15 protein-coding genes are annotated in these 18,165 nt (G+C 58.8%); 7 read left to right on the plus strand and 8 right to left on the minus strand.

What is annotated here, in order from left to right:
• Positions 1-296 precede the first annotated feature (296 nt).
• Positions 297-1,571, plus strand: coding sequence for an Hsp70 family protein (locus AC1RKH_RS05455; RefSeq protein WP_493062148.1), 1,275 nt, complete (start codon positions 297-299; stop codon positions 1,569-1,571).
• 143 nt (positions 1,572-1,714) lie between these two features.
• Here the strand turns inward: AC1RKH_RS05455 and AC1RKH_RS05460 are convergent, their stop codons facing one another.
• The 4 genes from AC1RKH_RS05460 to AC1RKH_RS05475 all read right to left on the minus strand — a co-directional run bounded on the left by AC1RKH_RS05460 (position 1,715) and on the right by AC1RKH_RS05475 (position 8,894).
• Positions 1,715-2,728 carry an AI-2E family transporter gene (locus AC1RKH_RS05460; RefSeq protein ID WP_123423733.1) on the minus strand — a complete coding sequence of 338 codons (1,014 nt, stop codon included), beginning with the start codon at positions 2,726-2,728 and terminating at the stop codon, positions 1,715-1,717.
• A gap of 263 nt (positions 2,729-2,991) precedes the next feature.
• Positions 2,992-3,297, minus strand: coding sequence for a PsiF family protein (locus AC1RKH_RS05465; RefSeq protein WP_493062147.1), 306 nt, complete (start codon positions 3,295-3,297; stop codon positions 2,992-2,994).
• Positions 3,298-3,459: 162 nt separating this feature from the next.
• Positions 3,460-7,857, minus strand: a complete 4,398-nt coding sequence (locus tag AC1RKH_RS05470; protein ID WP_493062146.1) for a dermonecrotic toxin domain-containing protein — start codon at positions 7,855-7,857, stop codon at positions 3,460-3,462.
• Between the two features lie 254 nt (positions 7,858-8,111).
• A complete protein-coding gene (locus AC1RKH_RS05475; RefSeq protein WP_493062145.1) occupies positions 8,112-8,894 on the minus strand; it encodes an AraC family transcriptional regulator in 783 nt (260 codons plus the stop codon).
• 95 nt (positions 8,895-8,989) lie between these two features.
• On the opposite strand from AC1RKH_RS05475, the gene AC1RKH_RS05480 reads away from it, so the two are divergent.
• Entirely contained in the window at positions 8,990-9,877 is an 888-nt protein-coding gene (locus tag AC1RKH_RS05480; RefSeq protein WP_493062144.1) for a DMT family transporter, read from the plus strand.
• Between the two features lie 107 nt (positions 9,878-9,984).
• Here AC1RKH_RS05480 and AC1RKH_RS05485 read toward each other — a convergent pair whose 3' ends face one another.
• From AC1RKH_RS05485 to AC1RKH_RS05495, 3 genes are all read right to left on the minus strand, one after another.
• Positions 9,985-10,875 (minus strand): esterase/lipase family protein, encoded by an 891-nt coding sequence (locus AC1RKH_RS05485; RefSeq protein ID WP_493062143.1) that lies wholly within the window; start codon positions 10,873-10,875, stop codon positions 9,985-9,987.
• Positions 10,876-10,989: 114 nt separating this feature from the next.
• The gene (locus tag AC1RKH_RS05490) at positions 10,990-11,295 is read right to left on the minus strand and encodes a DMT family transporter (protein ID WP_493062142.1); all 306 of its coding nucleotides are present in this window, start codon (positions 11,293-11,295) and stop codon (positions 10,990-10,992) included.
• A 1-nt stretch (position 11,296) separates the two neighbouring features.
• Positions 11,297-11,935 (minus strand): FMN-dependent NADH-azoreductase, encoded by a 639-nt coding sequence (locus AC1RKH_RS05495; RefSeq protein ID WP_493062141.1) that lies wholly within the window; start codon positions 11,933-11,935, stop codon positions 11,297-11,299.
• A gap of 141 nt (positions 11,936-12,076) precedes the next feature.
• Here AC1RKH_RS05495 and AC1RKH_RS05500 point away from each other — a divergent pair, with 141 nt between their 5' ends.
• On the plus strand, positions 12,077-13,003 hold the full coding sequence (locus tag AC1RKH_RS05500) for a LysR substrate-binding domain-containing protein (RefSeq protein ID WP_493062140.1): 927 nt from the start codon (positions 12,077-12,079) through the stop codon (positions 13,001-13,003).
• 56 nt (positions 13,004-13,059) lie between these two features.
• On the opposite strand, the gene AC1RKH_RS05505 is transcribed toward AC1RKH_RS05500, so the two are convergent.
• Positions 13,060-15,126 carry an AsmA family protein gene (locus AC1RKH_RS05505; RefSeq protein ID WP_493062139.1) on the minus strand — a complete coding sequence of 689 codons (2,067 nt, stop codon included), beginning with the start codon at positions 15,124-15,126 and terminating at the stop codon, positions 13,060-13,062.
• Between the two features lie 388 nt (positions 15,127-15,514).
• Between AC1RKH_RS05505 and AC1RKH_RS05510 the strand changes: the two genes are divergently transcribed.
• The 4 genes from AC1RKH_RS05510 to AC1RKH_RS05525 all read left to right on the plus strand — a co-directional run bounded on the left by AC1RKH_RS05510 (position 15,515) and on the right by AC1RKH_RS05525 (position 18,163).
• Positions 15,515-15,991: a hypothetical protein gene (locus AC1RKH_RS05510; protein WP_477770304.1), complete on the plus strand. Its 477-nt coding sequence runs from the start codon at positions 15,515-15,517 to the stop codon at positions 15,989-15,991.
• 157 nt (positions 15,992-16,148) lie between these two features.
• Positions 16,149-16,781: a TetR family transcriptional regulator gene (locus AC1RKH_RS05515; RefSeq protein WP_493062138.1), complete on the plus strand. Its 633-nt coding sequence runs from the start codon at positions 16,149-16,151 to the stop codon at positions 16,779-16,781.
• A gap of 210 nt (positions 16,782-16,991) precedes the next feature.
• Complete coding sequence (ureE, locus tag AC1RKH_RS05520; protein ID WP_123423745.1) at positions 16,992-17,492, plus strand: urease accessory protein UreE; 501 nt, start codon at positions 16,992-16,994, stop codon at positions 17,490-17,492.
• Entirely contained in the window at positions 17,489-18,163 is a 675-nt protein-coding gene (locus tag AC1RKH_RS05525) for an urease accessory protein UreF (protein ID WP_493062137.1), read from the plus strand. The genes ureE and AC1RKH_RS05525 overlap by 4 nt, the downstream gene beginning before the upstream one ends.
• Positions 18,164-18,165 lie beyond the last annotated feature (2 nt).

An 18,165-nucleotide genomic window follows, 5' to 3' on the forward strand; every position in this document is an offset into this window, starting at 1 on the left:
CGAGGGAATCACCATCCGTTATCGATATCGCGCCACCCGCACAGCCTGCGCCGATTGGCGGTCGCGGGCTTGACCGATCTCAAGGTTGGGAGCGGGCAGCGCATCAGAAGTTTATCGGCAGCCGGGGCGGATCACTTGATCGCAGAGTGGCTGCCAGGCTCATGCCTGTAAGTTTGGGGAACAAGGATAGTCTTTCAAGTGAGCGAAGACCTTGAATTTAGCGGATAGTCGGCCTTCGATTCTGCGCCGCTCTGACATACACTGCGCGGCCGTTTTTTAACCGGAACTCGAAAGACATGAAAAACGCATCTCCAGCCCGTGCCTGCGGTATCGACTTCGGCACGTCCAACTCCACTGTCGGCTGGCTGCGCCCTGGCATGGAAACGCTGATCGCGCTGGAGGACGACAAGATCACCCTGCCGTCGGTGGTCTTCTTCAATATGGAAGAACGCCGCCCGGTGTACGGCCGGCTGGCGCTGCACGAGTACCTGGAAGGCTACGAAGGCCGCTTGATGCGCTCGCTCAAAAGCCTGCTGGGTTCCAAGCTGATCAAGCACGATACCAGCGTTCTGGGCACCGCGATGCCGTTCAAGGACCTGCTCGGGCTGTTCATCGGCCAGCTGAAGAAGCGTGCCGAGACCGCCGCTGGTCGGGAATTCGAAGAAGTGGTGCTGGGGCGCCCGGTATTTTTCGTCGATGACGATGAAATGGCCGACCAGGAAGCCGAAAACACTCTGGTGGATGTGGCCCGCGCCATCGGTTTCAAGGATGTCTCGTTCCAGTACGAACCGATTGCAGCGGCGTTCGACTATGAGTCGACCATCGAAAAGGAAGAGTTGGTGCTGATCGTCGACATCGGCGGGGGTACTTCGGACTTCTCGCTGGTGCGCCTGTCCCCGGAACGTCGCAACCATGACAACCGCCACGACGATATCCTCGCCACCGGCGGCGTGCACATCGGCGGGACCGATTTCGACAAGCAACTGAGCTTGCAGGGCCTGATGCCGCTGTTCGGCTACGGCAGCCGGATGAAGAGCGGCGCCTACATGCCGACCAGCCACCACATGAACCTGGCGACCTGGCACACGATCAACTCGGTGTACTCGCAGAAGTCGACCCTGGCGCTGGGCAGCATGCGTTACGACATCGAAGACACCGGTGGTATCGACCGCTTGTTCAAGTTGATCGACCAGCGCGCCGGGCATTGGCTGGCGATGGAAGTGGAAGAGACCAAGATCCAGCTGACCCACGCCGACAGTCGCCACGTGCCGCTGGACCGGATCGAGCCGGGTTTGAGCGTGGAGCTGAGCCGGGCGCTGTTCGAGTCGGCCATCGACAACTTGCTGGAGCGGGTGCGTAACAGCGTGACCCAGCTGTTGAACGACGCCAATGTGCGCGTCGATCAGGTCGACACGGTGTTCTTCACCGGTGGTTCGAGCGGGATTCCGGCGCTGCGTAACAGCGTGTCGGCGATGCTGCCGAATGCGCAGCATGTGGAAGGAAATATCTTCGGCAGCATCGGCAGCGGGTTGGCGATCGAGGCCATGAAGCGTTACGGCAACATGGCCTGATCAGAAACCAGGGTGCGCCATTCGCGAGCAAGCCCGCTCCCACACTGGATCTCCTGTGAACACACTATTTGTGAACACAGCTGAGCAAATGTGGGAGCGGGCTTGCTCGCGAAGGCGTCAGGTCAGGCAATACATCTGCTGGATCAAACCATCTCGATCTGCTTCAACTCGCTCTTCAAATACGCGTAATAGATCGGCCCCGCCACCACCCCTGGCAGGCCGAACGCGGCCTCGAACACCAGCATTGCCAGCAGCAACTCCCAGGACTTGGCACTGATCTGCCCGCCGACGATCCGCGCGTTGAGGAAATACTCCAGCTTGTGGATGAAGATCAGATACCCCAGCGCCGCCACCGCGACCCAGATCGACAGCGATAAGCCAACGATGGTGATCAGCGTGTTGGACATCAGGTTGCCGATCACCGGCAGCAAGCCCAGCAGGAAGGTCAGCACGATCAGGGTTTTGGTCAGCGGCAGCTTGATCCCGAACAACGGCAGGATCACCGCCAGGAAGATCCCGGTGAAGAAGGTGTTGAGCAGGGATATCTTAATCTGTGCGAAGACGATATTGCGAAACGCTTGAACCAGCAGGTGCAAACGGTCGAACAGCGCGGCTGCCAAGGGTTTGCGCTTAGTCAGATCAGGGACCCGCTGCAAGGCGATGATCGCCCCCAGCACCATGCCGATCAGCAACGTGACGAACATGTGCGCCGCGTCTTTGCCGACCAGTTGCAGATCGCTCAGGTGTTTGCTCAGCCACTCGCCGATGGCCACGCGAAATTCAGCCGCACTGGCGGGCAGATAAGCATCGATGAACGGCGGTAACTGGCCTCGCGCCTTGTCGACCACCAGCATGAATTTGTCCAGGGAAGCCCCGGGGTTTTCCGCTTCATGCAGCAGAAAACTGATAGCACCGGCAAAGATCAGCGCCAATACGCTGACCACCAGCGTGCCGAGCAAGGCCACGGCCAGCCAGCGTGCGCGCCGTCCTTCGATCAACCGTTGCAACTGCGGGGTGAGCATGTTGACCAGTTCGAACACCAGCAACCCGGCCAGCAGACTGGGTAACAGTCGCAGTGGTATCACCAGCAGCAACCCACCAAAAATGATCACCCAACTGACCAACAGCAACACGTGACGCTGAGAAAACGTTGGCATACAGCCTCAAAACAAACGGCGTTAAAGGATTGGCAGTCTGCCAGCCTTCCGATGCCAGCACTAGGGATTCGGGCGCAGCGCCGGTATTTCGGTGTTCTTGCCGGCCTCATCGCGAGCAAGCTCGCTCCCACACTGGATTGTTCATGACACAGGGTTTGTGAACACCCGAGATCAAATGTGGGAGCGAGCTTGCTCGCGATGAGGCCAGCACCATCACCACAAATTCCCCCGCCCCACCCTTGATCGTGATCAGTCCCGAGTGCTTATTTTTTCTTCAGGCAATCGCTCATGAAGGTTTTACGGGCATCGCCTTTAAGCGCCTGAGTGGTGGCGGTGGCGTTGCAGGTTTTCATCTTCTCTTGTTGAGGCGTCATCGGTTTGGCGGCTTCTGCTGCCGGCGCGGCTTTCAGGCAGGTGCTCATAAAGGTTTTGCGCTCATCACCCTTGAGGGCTTTCGCGGTGGCGTCGGCGTTGCAGGTGGCCATTTTGTTCTGCTGGGCAGTGGCGGCAAAGCCCTGGGAACAGAGCAGCAGACCGATCATCAACAAAGGGATACGCAGCATCTTCATGGAGTTTTCTCCTTGTTACCGCACCGAGGGGTGCGGCCTCGACTGGAGTGTAGACAAATGCCGTTACACCTTCACCCATCAACTATGACGGCAAACAAAAAAGCCGAGAGCGAGTTCTCAATGACTCGCTCTCGGCTTGAAGAGGCCGCTCAACAATCGGCGTTACTTCGGATAGATCGCGTTGTTGTAGTCCTCCAAGGCCTGGAGTCGACTTTCGATGACCGCTGCGCTATGCCGCTCGAAAGAAACCGGACGCTCATCACGCGCCGCGTAGGTAGTGCCAAGCTCTTTCAATGAGGTCCATTGGGCATAGGAGCCCTTCTCATGCAGTTTGGGAATTTTTATCGCCCTGAGCGTCGAGTCGTCCGAACCCCGAGGCGGTGTAGCAGCGGGGCCTGGTGGCGCATCGTCGATAAACCCATACTCGGCGACGGCGGGCCCGGGCGCCAGGCTCAGCACCGGCTTCGGATCAAACGTGAAGTAGCCCTCGCTGGTCAGATGGGCAGCGGGAAACTCTGGCCAGGAATCGGCAACGACCAATTGCTCGGGACGGCTCAAGTCGCCGATGACAACGTATTGATGGTCGAAGTCGGTGGCCCGGACGATGTGCACTTCCGATGTTCGGGGCTGACTCGCGAGAATCGAAAACGTGACTTTCGAGTTTTCCGAACAGTTCCCCCCTTTGATATTGATGGCGGCCTGCGCAGCTTCGGCAACGGTTAACTCAGCGGTAGGCAAACCGGTTACGAGGTCGATTTTTCGGAGGTTTTTCAGCGCCGCGATGGCCGACCCACCCTTTTCCCAGATGCTCGGCCGTTGATTGCCGGACAAGGGCAGAAGCTCCTTGGCACGGGTGATCGCGCGTTGCGCCATGTGCAAATCGGCCAGGGTCGATGACGAGACCGGGATGGCACTCTTGGCATTGACTACAGGGGAACGCAACTCGCTTGCATAGCTACGCAAGTCTGCCAGTGTTGTATCTGCCGGTACGTTATTCCCCATCGCGGAGAGGGCCAGCGATTCGTACTGATCCGTACGTCCTGTTTTCTCCAGGTAACGAGCGGTCATGCCCAGTTCTCGCTGCGAACTCGACAACGGCGTTAGTTCGCCGTCGGCGAACATGTTGTCCAGCAGTTCCGTGAATTGCTCAGGGGACAGCAGTTTTTTCAGCTCGGGCAACAGTTCAACGCTTTGCCTCACTGTTGCTCGGGTCAAAGGGTCGTTGGCGTTAGATGCCTCGAGAAATGCCAGATAAAGGGAATACAGGTGTGATTCGGACAAGTCATCGCTGATTAACTTCAACCCTTCCAGATAATCGCTTTTTACAAACGGCTGAGTGTCAGCGGGATAAGCCCACCCGACCAGATTGTTAAACGTCTCCTGGAGACTCTGCGGCGCTGGCTCAACACCATCGCCCGCAGGAGCACCGCCACGCAAGCGAAGTATTGCGGGATCGAAAGCCGGTGGCCTGGGGGCCGGGTACTGGGAAAGAATCGCTGGCAACCTCTCAGGCTCTACAGCGTGGTCGCGTATCGCCTGCTTGAACCTCTGAACGTCGCTCTTGCGCAGATTCAAATCGTTCAGTTCAGCCTGCGGGAGTGCCTGCAAGATCGACGAGTAGAGGTCAGTGCCTGAGTGCAAGGTACGGCCACGATCATCGTAAGCCTGGAAGGTGCCATCTTCACGCGCGACCATCGTGCGTTTGAGCCTCGCATCATCCTTGCCGATACGGTCCACAACCCTGCCATCGTATTCGTACTGCCTGACTTCAATCATCACATCGGCAGACCAGCCCGGCAGGTTTTCAAGCGAATGCAGCACCAGCTTGTCGGTATCGGTGCTGGCTACCGATTCCAGATAAAGTCCCTCATAAGCGCGCGACACCTTCACTTCTTCAAGCGCATAGAGGGCGAGCCCCTTGAGTCGCGATGGCAGCCGCCCGCGTGCGATGGTTTGCAGCTCCTCGGGGGTGGCGACGGCCAGTATCTCTTGAGCCACCGAGCCTGGCAGACCCGTGACTTCCTCCCGAATGAACTGAACCTGAGTATTCCAGCGCAACCCGTGTTCGTTGTAGCGCGCATAGAACAGGAACATGCGCTGTTCTCTTGCACGCCTTGCGAGCTCTGTCCTCAACACTTTTGCATTGGCCTTGGCCGTCGCTACCGAAGCGCCGAGCTCACGCTCCATCAATGTTTTTGTTTCACGTTCATCAAGGTGCGACAGCAAGGTTTCAAGCAGGTCGCCATCGATCAAGCGGCCCTCGTCTATCCGCACAGGTGCAGAGCCGTTGGAACCTGTCTCCGAAATGATGTTTCCATCGCGCGCTACAAGTTGCAGTGGCCTTTCACGGGGCCACAAACCATCCAGCAGTTGAAGCTGTGTACGGGCATCGGCTTTCAAGTAATGCTGTGGTTGTTCACTGCTGATCTGATCGATAAATGTCTGAATATCCCGATCGATCCTGAATCGCGCAGCGGTGTCGCTCAGTAAGGGCAATGGGGATTCATTGCCGGTGTACATCTGACGAAGCGCATTGACGTCGCTTTGGCTGACCGTGCGAATGTCACCGAAGGAGTCCACCAACCCGTCAAGTAGCGGCCCCACTCTCGCCATCAGCGTGTGCTCATCCCACGATTGGGGCTGTTCGCCTTCGATCACGAATGCACCCGCGCCGTTACTCTCGACCACAGGCTGATAAGCGTCTGACCGGACGGGATGCTGGACCCGATGCTTGCCGGTTTGCGGGTCTTTTGTCAGTTCGAAATGACGCGTATCGAGGCGCAGGATCGGTTTGCCTTCGTGCTGATGCAGCCATAGGTCATCGGGCCTCGAGTCCGAGGACAGGAGCAGATTCTTTCGCAGGTACGGTTCCAGGTCCTGTCCCCACAGGCGTTGATTGCCGTTGGCCAGGGTGACCGGTTTAGTCCCCTCGAGGAACGACGACAGCCTGGGTAGCACCACCTCGCTACCGATTTTCATACCGGCACCGAACAGCCCCAGCTGAATCAGGCTTTCGGTGAAACCGATCAGGTTTTCGGCCGCTTCCAGATACAAACCCTCAGCCAGATCGACGACACCTTCGACGACCTCACTGACCAGCTGATAAACCATGTAAACCATCATCACCTCACCCAGACCCGGGACGAACGGCGTCACGACCATCAGCGCGGCATTCACGATGTCGGCGAGCATTTTTTCCAGATTATCGATCCACGCCCAGCGAGCCTCACTGTCCGCATCGGCCGTGGAGATGACCAGTTCCCGACCGTCGTTCAGTATTTTGTTCAGTTGTTGCTCGTACAGATAGACCCAAACATCGCCGCGAAATCGATGTTGGGTATCGTCTTCAAAGCGCACGGTGTTGAAGTGCAGGCGCGGATTGTCCACTGGCGTTTCTCGCCAGCTGGGCAAGTCAACGCCCGGTTCTTTCGGGTGCCAGGTGACTTGCGTCAGACGCTGGTTGAGGCCTGCAAAAAAATGCCCGCGCTGTTGGTGAGCCACGAAACGGCTGAAAAACTGCTGATAACTCCCCCCCGACGGGCGCTGGCCCTCGGCCAACTCCGTGTCGGAGTTTCGTAGCTGTCGCGTCAGCTCGTTGAGGAACGCTACAGGTGATGCGTACTCTTTCAGTGGATGCTCGGGGTCATGTGGCACGTAGGCAATGACTCGTCTGTTGCCACTGCCGGAGGCATACAGATCCGGCGCGATGAGCAGGATGCCGGTCAAGCGTGTGTCCATCATTGTCAGGTAGTAATAACGAACCGCGATGCCATCCAGCGTCAGACCTTTGAGGCCCTTGATCATGCCCTGTACAACGAGCCAGGCATCACTGGTGATGTGCTTTTTCACCAGTGCCAGTTGCAGGGCGGCGTTCAGGGCGGCCTTCTGACTCTTGATGACTCTGGATTGCAACACCCCACGGGCCAGGCCATCGGCGGGACGTAGATAGCTTTCCAGGTACGTTTTATATCGGGCGCCAATATCCAGCTCCCGACAAAGATCCCTGAACTGCTGAATAGACATTTTCTTGCGTACTTCTTTTACATCGAAATGCCCCAGAGCATCCGGGCGGGTGATGAATTCCGACCCCGGCAAAGGCACTTCCAGACTGGAGAAATTACGCAGTGCCGCGTCCAGCATGGAAACGGTACGGCTAGTGCTCCCACCCTGGAAGTCGTGGACCCACGGAGAAAGCGCTACCGGAAAGTACAACTTCAGAAATGTTTCCCTGACGTCATCTTCAACGCCGTATTTCTCCTTTAACGCCCGACGAAGCAAGGGTTCGGCAAATGCGTAGACGTCTTGCAGCTCCATCAGCATATTGTCGACATCGTTCTGCGCAGACCAACTCGCCTCCAGGGTTTGCTTCAAGCTGAGGTGTTCAACCCGGGAGGCGTTTTTGATCCAGTCGGGGATTGCTGAACGTCCCTCTTTCAACGCACGAAGTCGTTGCGGGGTCGAGTGGGCCAGCCAGGCAGGAATAGAGTTTTTGACAAGTTCGTGATGAGCACTTGTTTTAACTGAAACAGGTGACGGGTTGTTTATTGACGACCGACTCATTCGCTAGTGCCTGAATTAATGGATTAGTTGAACAGCCCCTACTCAAAAAGCATGGGAGCCGGACAACAAACCGTATAACGCTCGACGAGCGATTAATGGAGTACATCGCTGACAGTTCCGTAAGACTTTTCTCGATCAAGCCGAGATAGTCGTTGCCCCAGAAAACAGTTTCAACAGTGAAACAACTCTGACGAAGCCCCCCTCAAAAATATATAGAAGCTAATAAACAACCCCATTGAATGCAGTCAAAACGATCAAAGAACTTTGTGCCTTCGATACTGCTCGGGTGTGCAACCGGCTTGACGCTGAAACATCGCGATAAACGCCGACGATGTGCTGTAACCCATATCGAACGCGATCTCCTGAATGCTGCGCGGGCTGTCCAGTGCTTCGATCGAGGCCAGGAAACGCACGCGCTGGCGCCACTCCCCAAAACTCATGCCCAGCTCTCGAACAAACTGCCGGGCCAGGGTTCGTTCGCTGACATGGATCTGCTCCGCCCACTGCGCCAGTGGCCGGTTGTCGCCCGGCGACGCCTGCAAGGCTTCGAGCACACTGAGCAATCCGCTACTGCTGGCGTAAGGCAAATAACAGTTATGCACCGGCGCTTGTTGCAACTGGTCGACCAACACCTCGGCCAAGCGTTTATCGGCCGGGTGTTGAGGGATTTTCACGTCGCGGGCGGCGAAGTCCTTGAGGATTGCCTTGAGGATGTCACTGATTGCCAGGGTGCAGGCCTGCTGCGGCAGCTCGCGGCACAACGACGGCGCGAGGCAGACCGCGCGGTAGTTGATCGGTTGATTGCTGTAAAAACTGTGCTCGATCTGCGGCGGCACCCACACGGCGTACTGGGGCGGCGACATGAAACGACTGCTGCCAATTTCCATGTGCAAAACACCATGGGCCGAATATTCGAGGGTGCCCCACGGGTGGCGGTGGGCCAAGGCATATTCGTGGGTGTCGAAGTCGGCATAACGGAAGTACACCGGGGCCGGCAGTTCGCTGAAGTCCAGCAGGTCGATGTGTTTGCTGTTCATGCTGTCCGAAATCAGGGGCCGATTGTCTGGATTGAAGTATAGGCTTTAATCCAGACAGCGGATAATTGCCCTTCATTAACGTTCTGGTTTTTCCCATGCAATACGCTTATCCCCTGCTGGCCATTTTCATCTGGGCCGGCAACACCGTGATCAACAAACTGGCAGTCGGCGCGATCTTCCCTGCCGAAATCGGTTTCTATCGCTGGCTGCTCGCCGGGATGCTGTTCACGCCTTTCATGCTCAAACCGGTCATGACCCATTGGGCGGTGATTCGCCCGAACCTGGGCAAAATTTTCGTCCTCGGCGTGCTCGGCATGGCGGTCTACCAAAGCCTGGCTTACTTCGCCGCAACGATGACCTCGGCCACCAACATGGGCATCATCCTGTCGCTGATGCCGTTGATGTCGCTGGCCATGGCGATCATCAGCCTCGGCCAACGGTTGACCGCCGGTGCGCTGGCCGGTGCGGTGCTGTCGTTTGCCGGCGTGCTGGTGGTGGTTTCGTCCGGCAGCCTGGGTGCGCTGCTGGAGCACGGGGTCAACCTGGGCGATGCGATGATGCTGATCGCCACCCTGGCCTATGCGATCTACAGCACCTTGCTGAAAAAATGGCAGCTGCGTTTGCCGCCGCTGGTGCTGTTGTATTTGCAGGTGCTGGTGGCGGTGGTGGTGCTGTTTCCGCTGTTCCTGGCCTCGCCAAAAGTCGGCCCGACCTTGCAGAACATTCCGCTGGTGCTTTATGCCTGCCTGCTGGCCTCGATGCTCGCGCCACTGGCGTGGATGCAAGCGGTGGTGCGCCTGGGGCCCAGCCGAACCACGCTGTTCTTCAACCTGCTGCCGCTGATTACCGCATTGATTGCGGCGGTGGTGCTGCATGAGCAGTTGGCGCTGTACCACCTGGTGGGTGGGATGCTGACGCTGGGCGGGGTGATTCTTTCGGAGCGTTGGACCTTGGTGTTGGGTCGCAAGGTAAGTGTTGCCTGATCTGACGCCATCGCGAGCAGGCTCGCTCCCACAGGGGATTTGTGAGCGACGCAGATCAAATGTGGGAGCGAGCTTGCTCGCGATGAACGATAACGCGGTCAAAGTCCTTACACCCCCGCTGCCTTCAACCGCTGCGCATGCTCGACGAACAACCGCACCGGATCGGCGCCCTTGCCCACCAGTCCCAGCGACTGGTTGACGATGTCGAAGTGGTCCAGCGGGTATTCATCGCCAATCACCGTGCCCAGATGTGAGCTGTAGCGCCCGACCATGCCGTCGCAATGCCCGGCCTCGCGAACGAAGGTTTTAGCGAACAACCGACAGCTGCGGTTGGTGCCGTCGAACAGGTTGCCGCCACGGTTGGTCTTGCCCGGTTGCAAGGTCCCCGACCACGAGTAATAACGTACACCATTGACCAGCTCCGGCCCTTGCCCGCCCCAGGTCTCGGGCAATCCCTGTGGGTAGCGCTGATTGAACAGCGCGACCCCTTCGCTGGTCAGCGAGTTGTGCGAGGCATCGATATCCACCGGCCATTTCGGCCCGCGATAGCCGGTTTCCAACAGACCCATCAACCACGCGACCCACTGCAACAAGGCGCTCAGCACACGGCCCCTCGCACTGTCGGGTGGACAGTGTTTGTGCAGATAGTCCGCCAACTCCGAGCCATGGTTGGGTCCGGCCACCGAGGTCACCGAGGCCACCTGGTCCGGGCGCTTGGCGGCAGCGTAACGGGCGGTCAGCGAACCTTGGCTGTGGCCGATCAGATTGACTTTGCCCGCTCCGGTTTCGCGCAATATTTCATCGATTTGCGCCAATAACTCTTCACCGCGCACTTCATTGGAATTGACCGGCGAAACCTGTACCGCGATCACTGTCGCCCCACCCCGGCGCAGCGCCGAGATGATCCCGTACCAGTAGGGGTAGAACAGCAGGCGAATAAAGCCGAGCATTCCCGGGACCAGCACCAAGGGGTAGCGCGTGGCGGTCTCTTGCGACATGGGCAGACATCCTTGTAATCGATAAGAAGGCCCAAGGTGGGATACAGGCGTCGGCCACGAGCATCGCCACCGAAAATGACACCTTCACGACCAGTCTATGACATTCCAGCCCCCCTACTTCAACCCCACCACCCCCGCCACGATCAACCCTACCGACAGCAATTTGATCAGCGTCAGGCTTTCGCCCAGCAAGGCAAACCCCAGAAGCACCGTGCCCAGCGAGCCGATGGCGGTCCAGATCGGATAGGCGATGCTCACCGGTAGCTCGCGCATGGCCAGGGTCAGGAAGTAGATCCCGCCGATGGCGGCCGCCACGGTGACCAGCGATGGCCACAGCCGGGTGAAGCCTTCGGCGTATTTCATGCCCATGGCGAACGTCACTTCGAACGCGGCGGCAATCAGCAGAAACCCCCAGGCCATCTCAAAACACCCTGGACAGCGCCAACAAGCGTTGCTCAGCCTCGGCGGATGAAACCGCAAACGTCCGCTCGGTAGACTCTTCGCCTTCGGCCGCGACCACGGTGATGTCGTCAATGCCGATAAATCCCAGTGCGGTGCGCAGCAGCGCATCGGCGTGGTTCATCGCTTCGTTGTCGCCACCGGGGCCAAAACCGAAACCGCCACGGCTGGTGATGATCAGGGCTTTTTTGCCCTTCACCAACGGCTCGTATTGAGCGATGCCGTTGTCCAGGCTGTGATTGAAGGTCAGGCCCAGGCGCACGATCTGATCGATCCAGGCCTTGAGGCCGCTGGGCACACTAAAGTTGTGCATGGGCGTGGAGATCACCAGCAAATCGTGGCCGAGCAACTCACCGACCAGTTCATCGCTGAGCGCCAGGTCGGCCTGCATCGACAGCGGCCGAGACTCGGGCTCAGGATGAAACGCGGCGGCGATGAACGCTTCATTGACCGGTGGAATCAACGCCCGGCCGACTTCCCGACGGGTCAACCGCGCCTGCGGATGATGGGCCTGCCAGGCGGCAAGAAACACTTCGGCCAACCGCCGCGAATGCGAACGGTCACCGCGAGGGCTGGCGTGTATCGCAAGAATTTTACTCATCTCAATCTCCTGAACTGACTAAACTCGAAAGACTTGGCTGCTTTAAAGCTTGTGGCTTAAAGCTTGACGCTCTCGGCTGCTCCTCTTCAAATGAGCAAAAGTCAGTCAGGATGAATCCATTTCATCCATGGAGTTTTCCGGATGTTTGCCTCGCTACCCCTGACCGCCCTGCGCGCGTTCGAATCCGCCTCACGGCTGCTGAGCTTCAAAGCGGCTGCCGATGAACTGTCGGTGACGCCGACGGCGATCTCCCATCAAATCCGTTCGCTGGAAAACTGGCTCGGGGTGCCGTTGTTCGAGCGCTTGCCGCGCCGCGTGAAACTGACCGGCTGCGGTGAACGGCTGTTCCGCAGCCTGCATGGCGCCTTGCTCGAAGTGGCGCAAAGCGTCGACACCCTGCGCCCGCAACGCAGCGGCAGCACGCTGATGATTTCCACCACGGCAGCCTTTGCCACGTTGTGGCTGGTGCCGCGTCTGGGACGGTTTTACGCCAGCCACCCAAACATCAAACTGCGGCTGGACACCCACTGCGAGGTCATCGACCTGCATCAGGACGCAAGCGTCGACCTGGTGATCCGCTACAGCCTCGACGACTATCCGAACCTCTACGGCCAGTGCCTGTTCGATGAGCAATTCGGGGTCTACGGTTCGCCCGAGCAAGTCGCGCTGGCTGGCAGCCGGCCACCGACGCTGATCAGCGTGAACTGGCACAATTCCAGGCTCTACGCCCATGGCTGGGAAGCCTGGTGCGCACAAGCCGGGGAAACCTGGTTAAGTCACCACCCCGTCACGCGTGAATACGACGAAGAGCATTACGCCCTGCAAGCGGCGATTGCCGGCCAGGGCCTGGTGCTGGCGAGCAATATTCTGGTGTCGGAAAGTGTTGCCAGTGGTTTGCTGGTCGGTTATCGCCCTGAGGTTCAGGTGGACGGCGCCGGCTACAGCGCACTGTGTGTACCCGGACGCGAACGGCATCCACCGGTGCGGGCGTTTTTTCAATGGCTGGATGAAGAAGCAAAGCTTTCGGGGCTCTTGCCAAAATCGCAGCCATCACGCGAACGCCTGTAGGTGCCGCCGCTGACTGCGATGATCGTTCCCGCGCGGGAACGATCACTTACAGCCGACTATTTGGTCGGCTTGACCGTCACCGGTGCCTTGCCCTCTTTCATTTGCGCCAGCAACGGCACGCACTGATTCGGCTCGCCGCCACTCGGCGCCACCAGTGCCAGCAGCCCCGCCGCCGGACCTGCAATCACCCCCAGCGCCACCATCCCCGCGCCCCGCAGCATCAATGGCACACCCTTCACACCGGCGTCCGGCTTGATGAATTTGCCGCGCACATACAGCGGCGAACGCAACGAGATCAGCCGCACGCCCTTGGACTCTGGCGAGATGGTCAGGTCGAGCTGCTCAGTGGCCATGTTCGCCGTGCCGTCGATGTAGACGATCGCGTTCTCGGTGTCGAACACAAACAGCCGGGAGGTTGCCAGACCGGTCTTGATACCGAAGTCGGCCGCCGCGCAGTTGATCTTCACGTCCTGGTCGCCAAAGATTTTCCCGACCACATAATTGCCGACATTCAGCCCGGCCAACTCCATCAGTTGGCGACTGATCGCACCGTCGTTCATCAACAGCTTCAGATCACCATTGGCGCTGCCCAGCAACGCCGCCACCGAGTTGCCGTGACCCGCGAGATCGGCGTCACCGTTGAGTTCCCCAAAGCTGGTTTTCATCGTCTCGAAGCTCGGGAACAGTTGCTTGAGCTTGAAGCCGCGCGCGGTCAGTTTCGCCTGTCCTTCCAACGGAATGACAAGGCCGTTCAGACGGATCTGCGCATCGAGTTTGCCGCCCGCTACGCCAAAGCGCAGCGGCTCCAGGCTGATCTGACCATCGTTGAGCACCAGGTGCGTATAGAGATCGGTAAACGGCAGCTTCTCGCTTTGAACGATGCGTTTGCCGGTGAATTCGACATCCGCGTCCATATCGCGCCAGCGCTCGGTATGGAACTCCTCGACCGGCAACACCTTGTCCGCCGGCTGCTTGCTTTCACCGCCACGGGCCTTTTGCTTGGCGTTGGAGTCGGCGCCGATCAACGGCGCGAGGTCGGCGAACAGCAGTTGGTTGGAGACTACCGCACCACTGAGCTTGGGCCGCGGCTGGCTGGCGACATACGTCAGGTCGCCGTGAATATCGCTGCTGCCGATGGTGCCGTTGAATGCCTCGTAGTGGAACGTCGCACCGTCCGCCTGGCGCAGGTTGGCGATCAAGTGACCGTCGGTGGTGTAAGGCGGCGAAGCCGGCAGGGGTACACCGGTCAAGGGATAAAGATTGCCCAGGCTGGTGCCGGCCAGTTTCAGGCGCAGGTCCAGCGCACCGAGGTTCAGCGGGTCGGTCAGGGTGCCGGCCAGCTCGACGCTGGTGTCGGCAAACTTCACTTGCGCGTGCAACGGAAACGGCTTGGCAGCGTCCTGTAACGCCAGTAACCCACCGACCTTGCCTTCGCCCCCCAGTTTCTGACCGTGGTATTGGCCTTTGACCTTCAGCGCGAACGCATAGTCTTGCGGCGCCGAGCCCTTCTCCAGGGCTTTCTTCGCCGCTTTATCGCCAACGATGTCGCTGAATGGAATCGGCTTGCCCAACAGGTCGATCAGCAGATCGAGCTGAGTGTTGAGGCTCTGGTCATCGAGCGTGACGTGGCCCTTGTCGAAGCCGATTGCACCGATGTCTACCACCCAGCGGGACGGTTTGGCGTTCGGATCGAACGTGAAGGTCCAGTTGGCGCGACCATCGGCCAGGCGTTGCAGGTCGGCATTCGGCTCTGTGAGGTCGATGCGCGGAATCACTACCCGTTGTGCCAATAGCGCCAACGGCGAGATCCGCAACTCGACGCGTTTGAGACTGACCATTTGCGGCTTTTTCGACCAGTCCGGGTTACCCAGGCTCAAGTCCTCGGCTACCACGTGCGGCCATGGCACCCAGGCGCGCCAACCGCCTTCCTCGACTTCGCGCTTCCAGGCCACCGTCAGGTTGCCGTTGATGGCAAAGGGGCGGTGCAGTTCTTCGGAGACTTTGGTGTTGAGCGGCGGTTTGATCCGGTTCCAGTCGAAGAACGCGATGATCACCACCAGCAGGGCCATCAGCAGCACGAGGCTGCCGAAAACCCAGGCGAGAATTTTACGAGGGCGCGTCATTGCACAGAGCTCCTGATTACGATTCAGCGCCCGAACTGCGACGCCTGCATGAAACGGTAGGCCAAAAATCGGCTGATTATAGGAACTACGACTGGCAAATGGCCCGCAGGTTTAACGCAAAAACCCTTTCAGGCGCTAAAAAGCCAAACCCCCTGACCATCCAGACAGCTTTTCGTTACTCGCCCCGCACTTTTCCGACCCGCAAGTGAGTCGAAAATACCCACCTCGGTGCAAAAGCACTCCCCGGAAACGTCCGTTCTAGAGGCTTTCCGCAGAACAATCAATTCCGTTGATTATTACCATTGTCTTTATGAACTTTTATATCGACTTATCGAGAGTAGCATTAGCTTCGTACCCACTTTATAGCCCTCCCAAGGAGCAACCGATCATGAAACGCCAAATACTGCTTAGCCTGACCCTCTCGATGCTAGCCAGCACTGCTTTTGCCCTGCCAGCTGCCGATCAGGCAACTCCGCAAGTCAAATCCAGCCACTCGGTTTATAGCCAAACGGTTGCCGACGGTGCCAACGGTAACGAACGCCTGAAAGAAAAAGGCCTGATCACTCAGGACGGCTACGACAAGACACCACAAGGTCAGACCCTGGCTTCCGACGGTTCCGATCGCACTCCACAAGGTCAGACCCTTGCCTCTGACGGCTCCGATCGCACTCCACAAGGTCAAACCCTGGCTTCCGATGGTTCCGATCGCACTCCACAAGGTCAAACCCTGGCTTCCGACGGTTCCGATCGCACTCCACAAGGTCAAACCCTGGCTTCCGATGGTTCCGATCGCACTCCACAAGGTCAGACCCTGGCTGAAGGTGGTGGTGACCGCGTGATCGAACGCAACGCTAGCCTGAGCTAAGACCATGCTGGCCCGGAAAAAAGCCCGATCTCCTGGATCGGGCTTTGACTTTATGTAAGCCGCACTCCTCGCCTCACCCTCCTTTACTCAAGTTCGACGCCAGCAAAGCTGATTTGCTAGAGTGCGCCGCTGTCCTTGATTAGAAGTCAGCCGCCTGATGCTGCCCCGCGCCGAACAGAAACAACAGACCCGCAACGCCTTGATGGACGCTGCCCGCCACCTGATGGAATACGGCCGAGGATTCGGCAGCCTGAGCTTGCGTGAAGTGGCGAAAACCGCTGGCATTGTCCCGACCGGTTTCTACCGGCACTTTGCCGATATGGATCAGCTCGGGCTGGAACTGGTCAGCGAAGTCGGCCAGACCTTCCGCGAAACCATCCGCCTGGTGCGCCACAACGAATTCGTCATGGGCGGGATCATCGACGCCTCGGTGCGAATCTTCCTCGATGTGGTGGCGGCCAACCGTTCGCAGTTCCTGTTTCTGGCGCGCGAACAATATGGTGGCTCGCTGCCGGTGCGCCTGGCTATCGGCAAACTGCGCGAGAACATCAGCTCGGACCTGGCCGCCGACCTGTCATTGATGCCCAAGCTGCAACACCTCGACTTCGCCGGGTTGTCGGTCATGGCCGACCTGATCGTCAAAAGTGTGTTTGCCACCCTCCCCGACATCATCGACCCACCCGCCCAGGCATTGCCCGAGCACCTGACGCCACAGGCGAAGATCACTCAGCAGCTGCGCTTTATCTTTATCGGCTTGAAGCATTGGCAAGGGTTAGGTAGTACCGAGTAATCGTTTAAAAGATCGCAGGCTGCGATCTTTTTTATGCGCTACAAAATGGTGCGCACAAGAACCCGCGCGCACCAAACTCACCCGCCTCACTTCCAAATCCCGCAACATTCAGAAACACCCACTACGCTCTGAAAGGGATTTCCTACGCCTCGGCCGATTGGCAAGCCCCTTGCTCTAGCCTGAGCATTGTCCTTTGCTGGAAGCCTTCCAATGCTGGTGATTCATCGCAGAATCGAGCCTCAACCCGTCTGGGCCGCCGAGTTGCACCTGAACTTCGAGGCGCGCAGTAAAAGTCGCCTGCGCTGTTTCAGTGCCGAAGGTGAAGATGTCGGGTTGTTTTTGGAGCGCGGGCAGCCGCCGCTGTACGACGGCGAATGCCTGGAGGCCGAAGACGGTCGTATCGTGCGTGTCTGCGCCCGTCCCGAGCAACTGCTGCACGTCACTTGCGCCAACGCCTTCGAATTGACCCGCGCCGCCTATCACCTGGGCAACCGCCATGTTGCCCTACAAGTCGGCGACGGCTGGTTGCGCCTGCTCGACGACTACGTGCTCAAAGCCATGCTCGAACAGTTGGGCGCGCAGACCGCAAACATCGAAGCAGCGTTCCAGCCGGAGCACGGCGCCTATGGCGGTGGTCATCATCATTCACGCCACGGTGATGAAGATTTCAACTATCCGCCGAAACTGCACCAGTTCGGCGTACGCACATGAACCCGGCCTGGGCGCTGCTGCGTCTGGCCAGCCCGCAATTGCCGATTGGTGGCTACAGCTATTCCCAAGGCTTGGAAATGGCCGTGGACAATGGCCGCGTGAGCGATCCGGAATCCGCCAAACGCTGGATCAGCGATCAGTTGCTGCTCAACCTGGCGCGCTTCGAAGCGCCGCTGTTGCTCGCCCATTGCACCGCCGCCGCCAATGAAGACTGGCCACAGTTGCTACAACGCTGTGAGGAACACCGCGCCAGCCGGGAAACCCGCGAGTTGCATCAGGAGAGCCGGCAAATGGGCTATTCCCTGCAGCAACTGCTCAATGGCTTACCGGAACTGGATGACCCCGCCCGCGCCTTTCTCGCCCAACGCGGCGAACGGCATCTGGCCCTCGGTTGGGCGCTGGCGGCCCGCGCCTGGCAGATCTGCCCACAAGATGCCTTGGCCGCCTGGCTCTGGAGCTGGCTGGAGAATCAGTTGGCCGTGTTGATGAAGACTTTGCCGCTGGGCCAGCAAGCCGCACAACGTCTCACCAGCGAACTGCTGCCGCTGCTGCAACAGGCACAGCAAAACGCCTCAAGCATCGATCCCCAACATTACGGCAGCGCCGCTTTCGGCCTGTCCCTGGCGTGCATGGCCCATGAGCGCCAGTACAGCCGTCTGTTTCGTTCCTAGGG

It is taken from the genome of Pseudomonas sp. GW822-FHT06B12 (assembly GCF_058799675.1).

Coding starts and splice junctions, on each gene's coding strand:
- AC1RKH_RS05455 (WP_493062148.1), top strand. CDS start 297: ATGAAAAACGCATCTCCAGCCCGTGCCTGCGGTATCGACTTCGGCACG.
- AC1RKH_RS05460 (WP_123423733.1), bottom strand. CDS start 2,728: ATGCCAACGTTTTCTCAGCGTCACGTGTTGCTGTTGGTCAGTTGGGTG.
- AC1RKH_RS05465 (WP_493062147.1), bottom strand. CDS start 3,297: ATGAAGATGCTGCGTATCCCTTTGTTGATGATCGGTCTGCTGCTCTGT.
- AC1RKH_RS05470 (WP_493062146.1), bottom strand. CDS start 7,857: ATGAGTCGGTCGTCAATAAACAACCCGTCACCTGTTTCAGTTAAAACA.
- AC1RKH_RS05475 (WP_493062145.1), bottom strand. CDS start 8,894: ATGAACAGCAAACACATCGACCTGCTGGACTTCAGCGAACTGCCGGCC.
- AC1RKH_RS05480 (WP_493062144.1), top strand. CDS start 8,990: ATGCAATACGCTTATCCCCTGCTGGCCATTTTCATCTGGGCCGGCAAC.
- AC1RKH_RS05485 (WP_493062143.1), bottom strand. CDS start 10,875: ATGTCGCAAGAGACCGCCACGCGCTACCCCTTGGTGCTGGTCCCGGGA.
- AC1RKH_RS05490 (WP_493062142.1), bottom strand. CDS start 11,295: ATGGCCTGGGGGTTTCTGCTGATTGCCGCCGCGTTCGAAGTGACGTTC.
- AC1RKH_RS05495 (WP_493062141.1), bottom strand. CDS start 11,935: ATGAGTAAAATTCTTGCGATACACGCCAGCCCTCGCGGTGACCGTTCG.
- AC1RKH_RS05500 (WP_493062140.1), top strand. CDS start 12,077: ATGTTTGCCTCGCTACCCCTGACCGCCCTGCGCGCGTTCGAATCCGCC.
- AC1RKH_RS05505 (WP_493062139.1), bottom strand. CDS start 15,126: ATGACGCGCCCTCGTAAAATTCTCGCCTGGGTTTTCGGCAGCCTCGTG.
- AC1RKH_RS05510 (WP_477770304.1), top strand. CDS start 15,515: ATGAAACGCCAAATACTGCTTAGCCTGACCCTCTCGATGCTAGCCAGC.
- AC1RKH_RS05515 (WP_493062138.1), top strand. CDS start 16,149: ATGCTGCCCCGCGCCGAACAGAAACAACAGACCCGCAACGCCTTGATG.
- ureE (WP_123423745.1), top strand. CDS start 16,992: ATGCTGGTGATTCATCGCAGAATCGAGCCTCAACCCGTCTGGGCCGCC.
- AC1RKH_RS05525 (WP_493062137.1), top strand. CDS start 17,489: ATGAACCCGGCCTGGGCGCTGCTGCGTCTGGCCAGCCCGCAATTGCCG.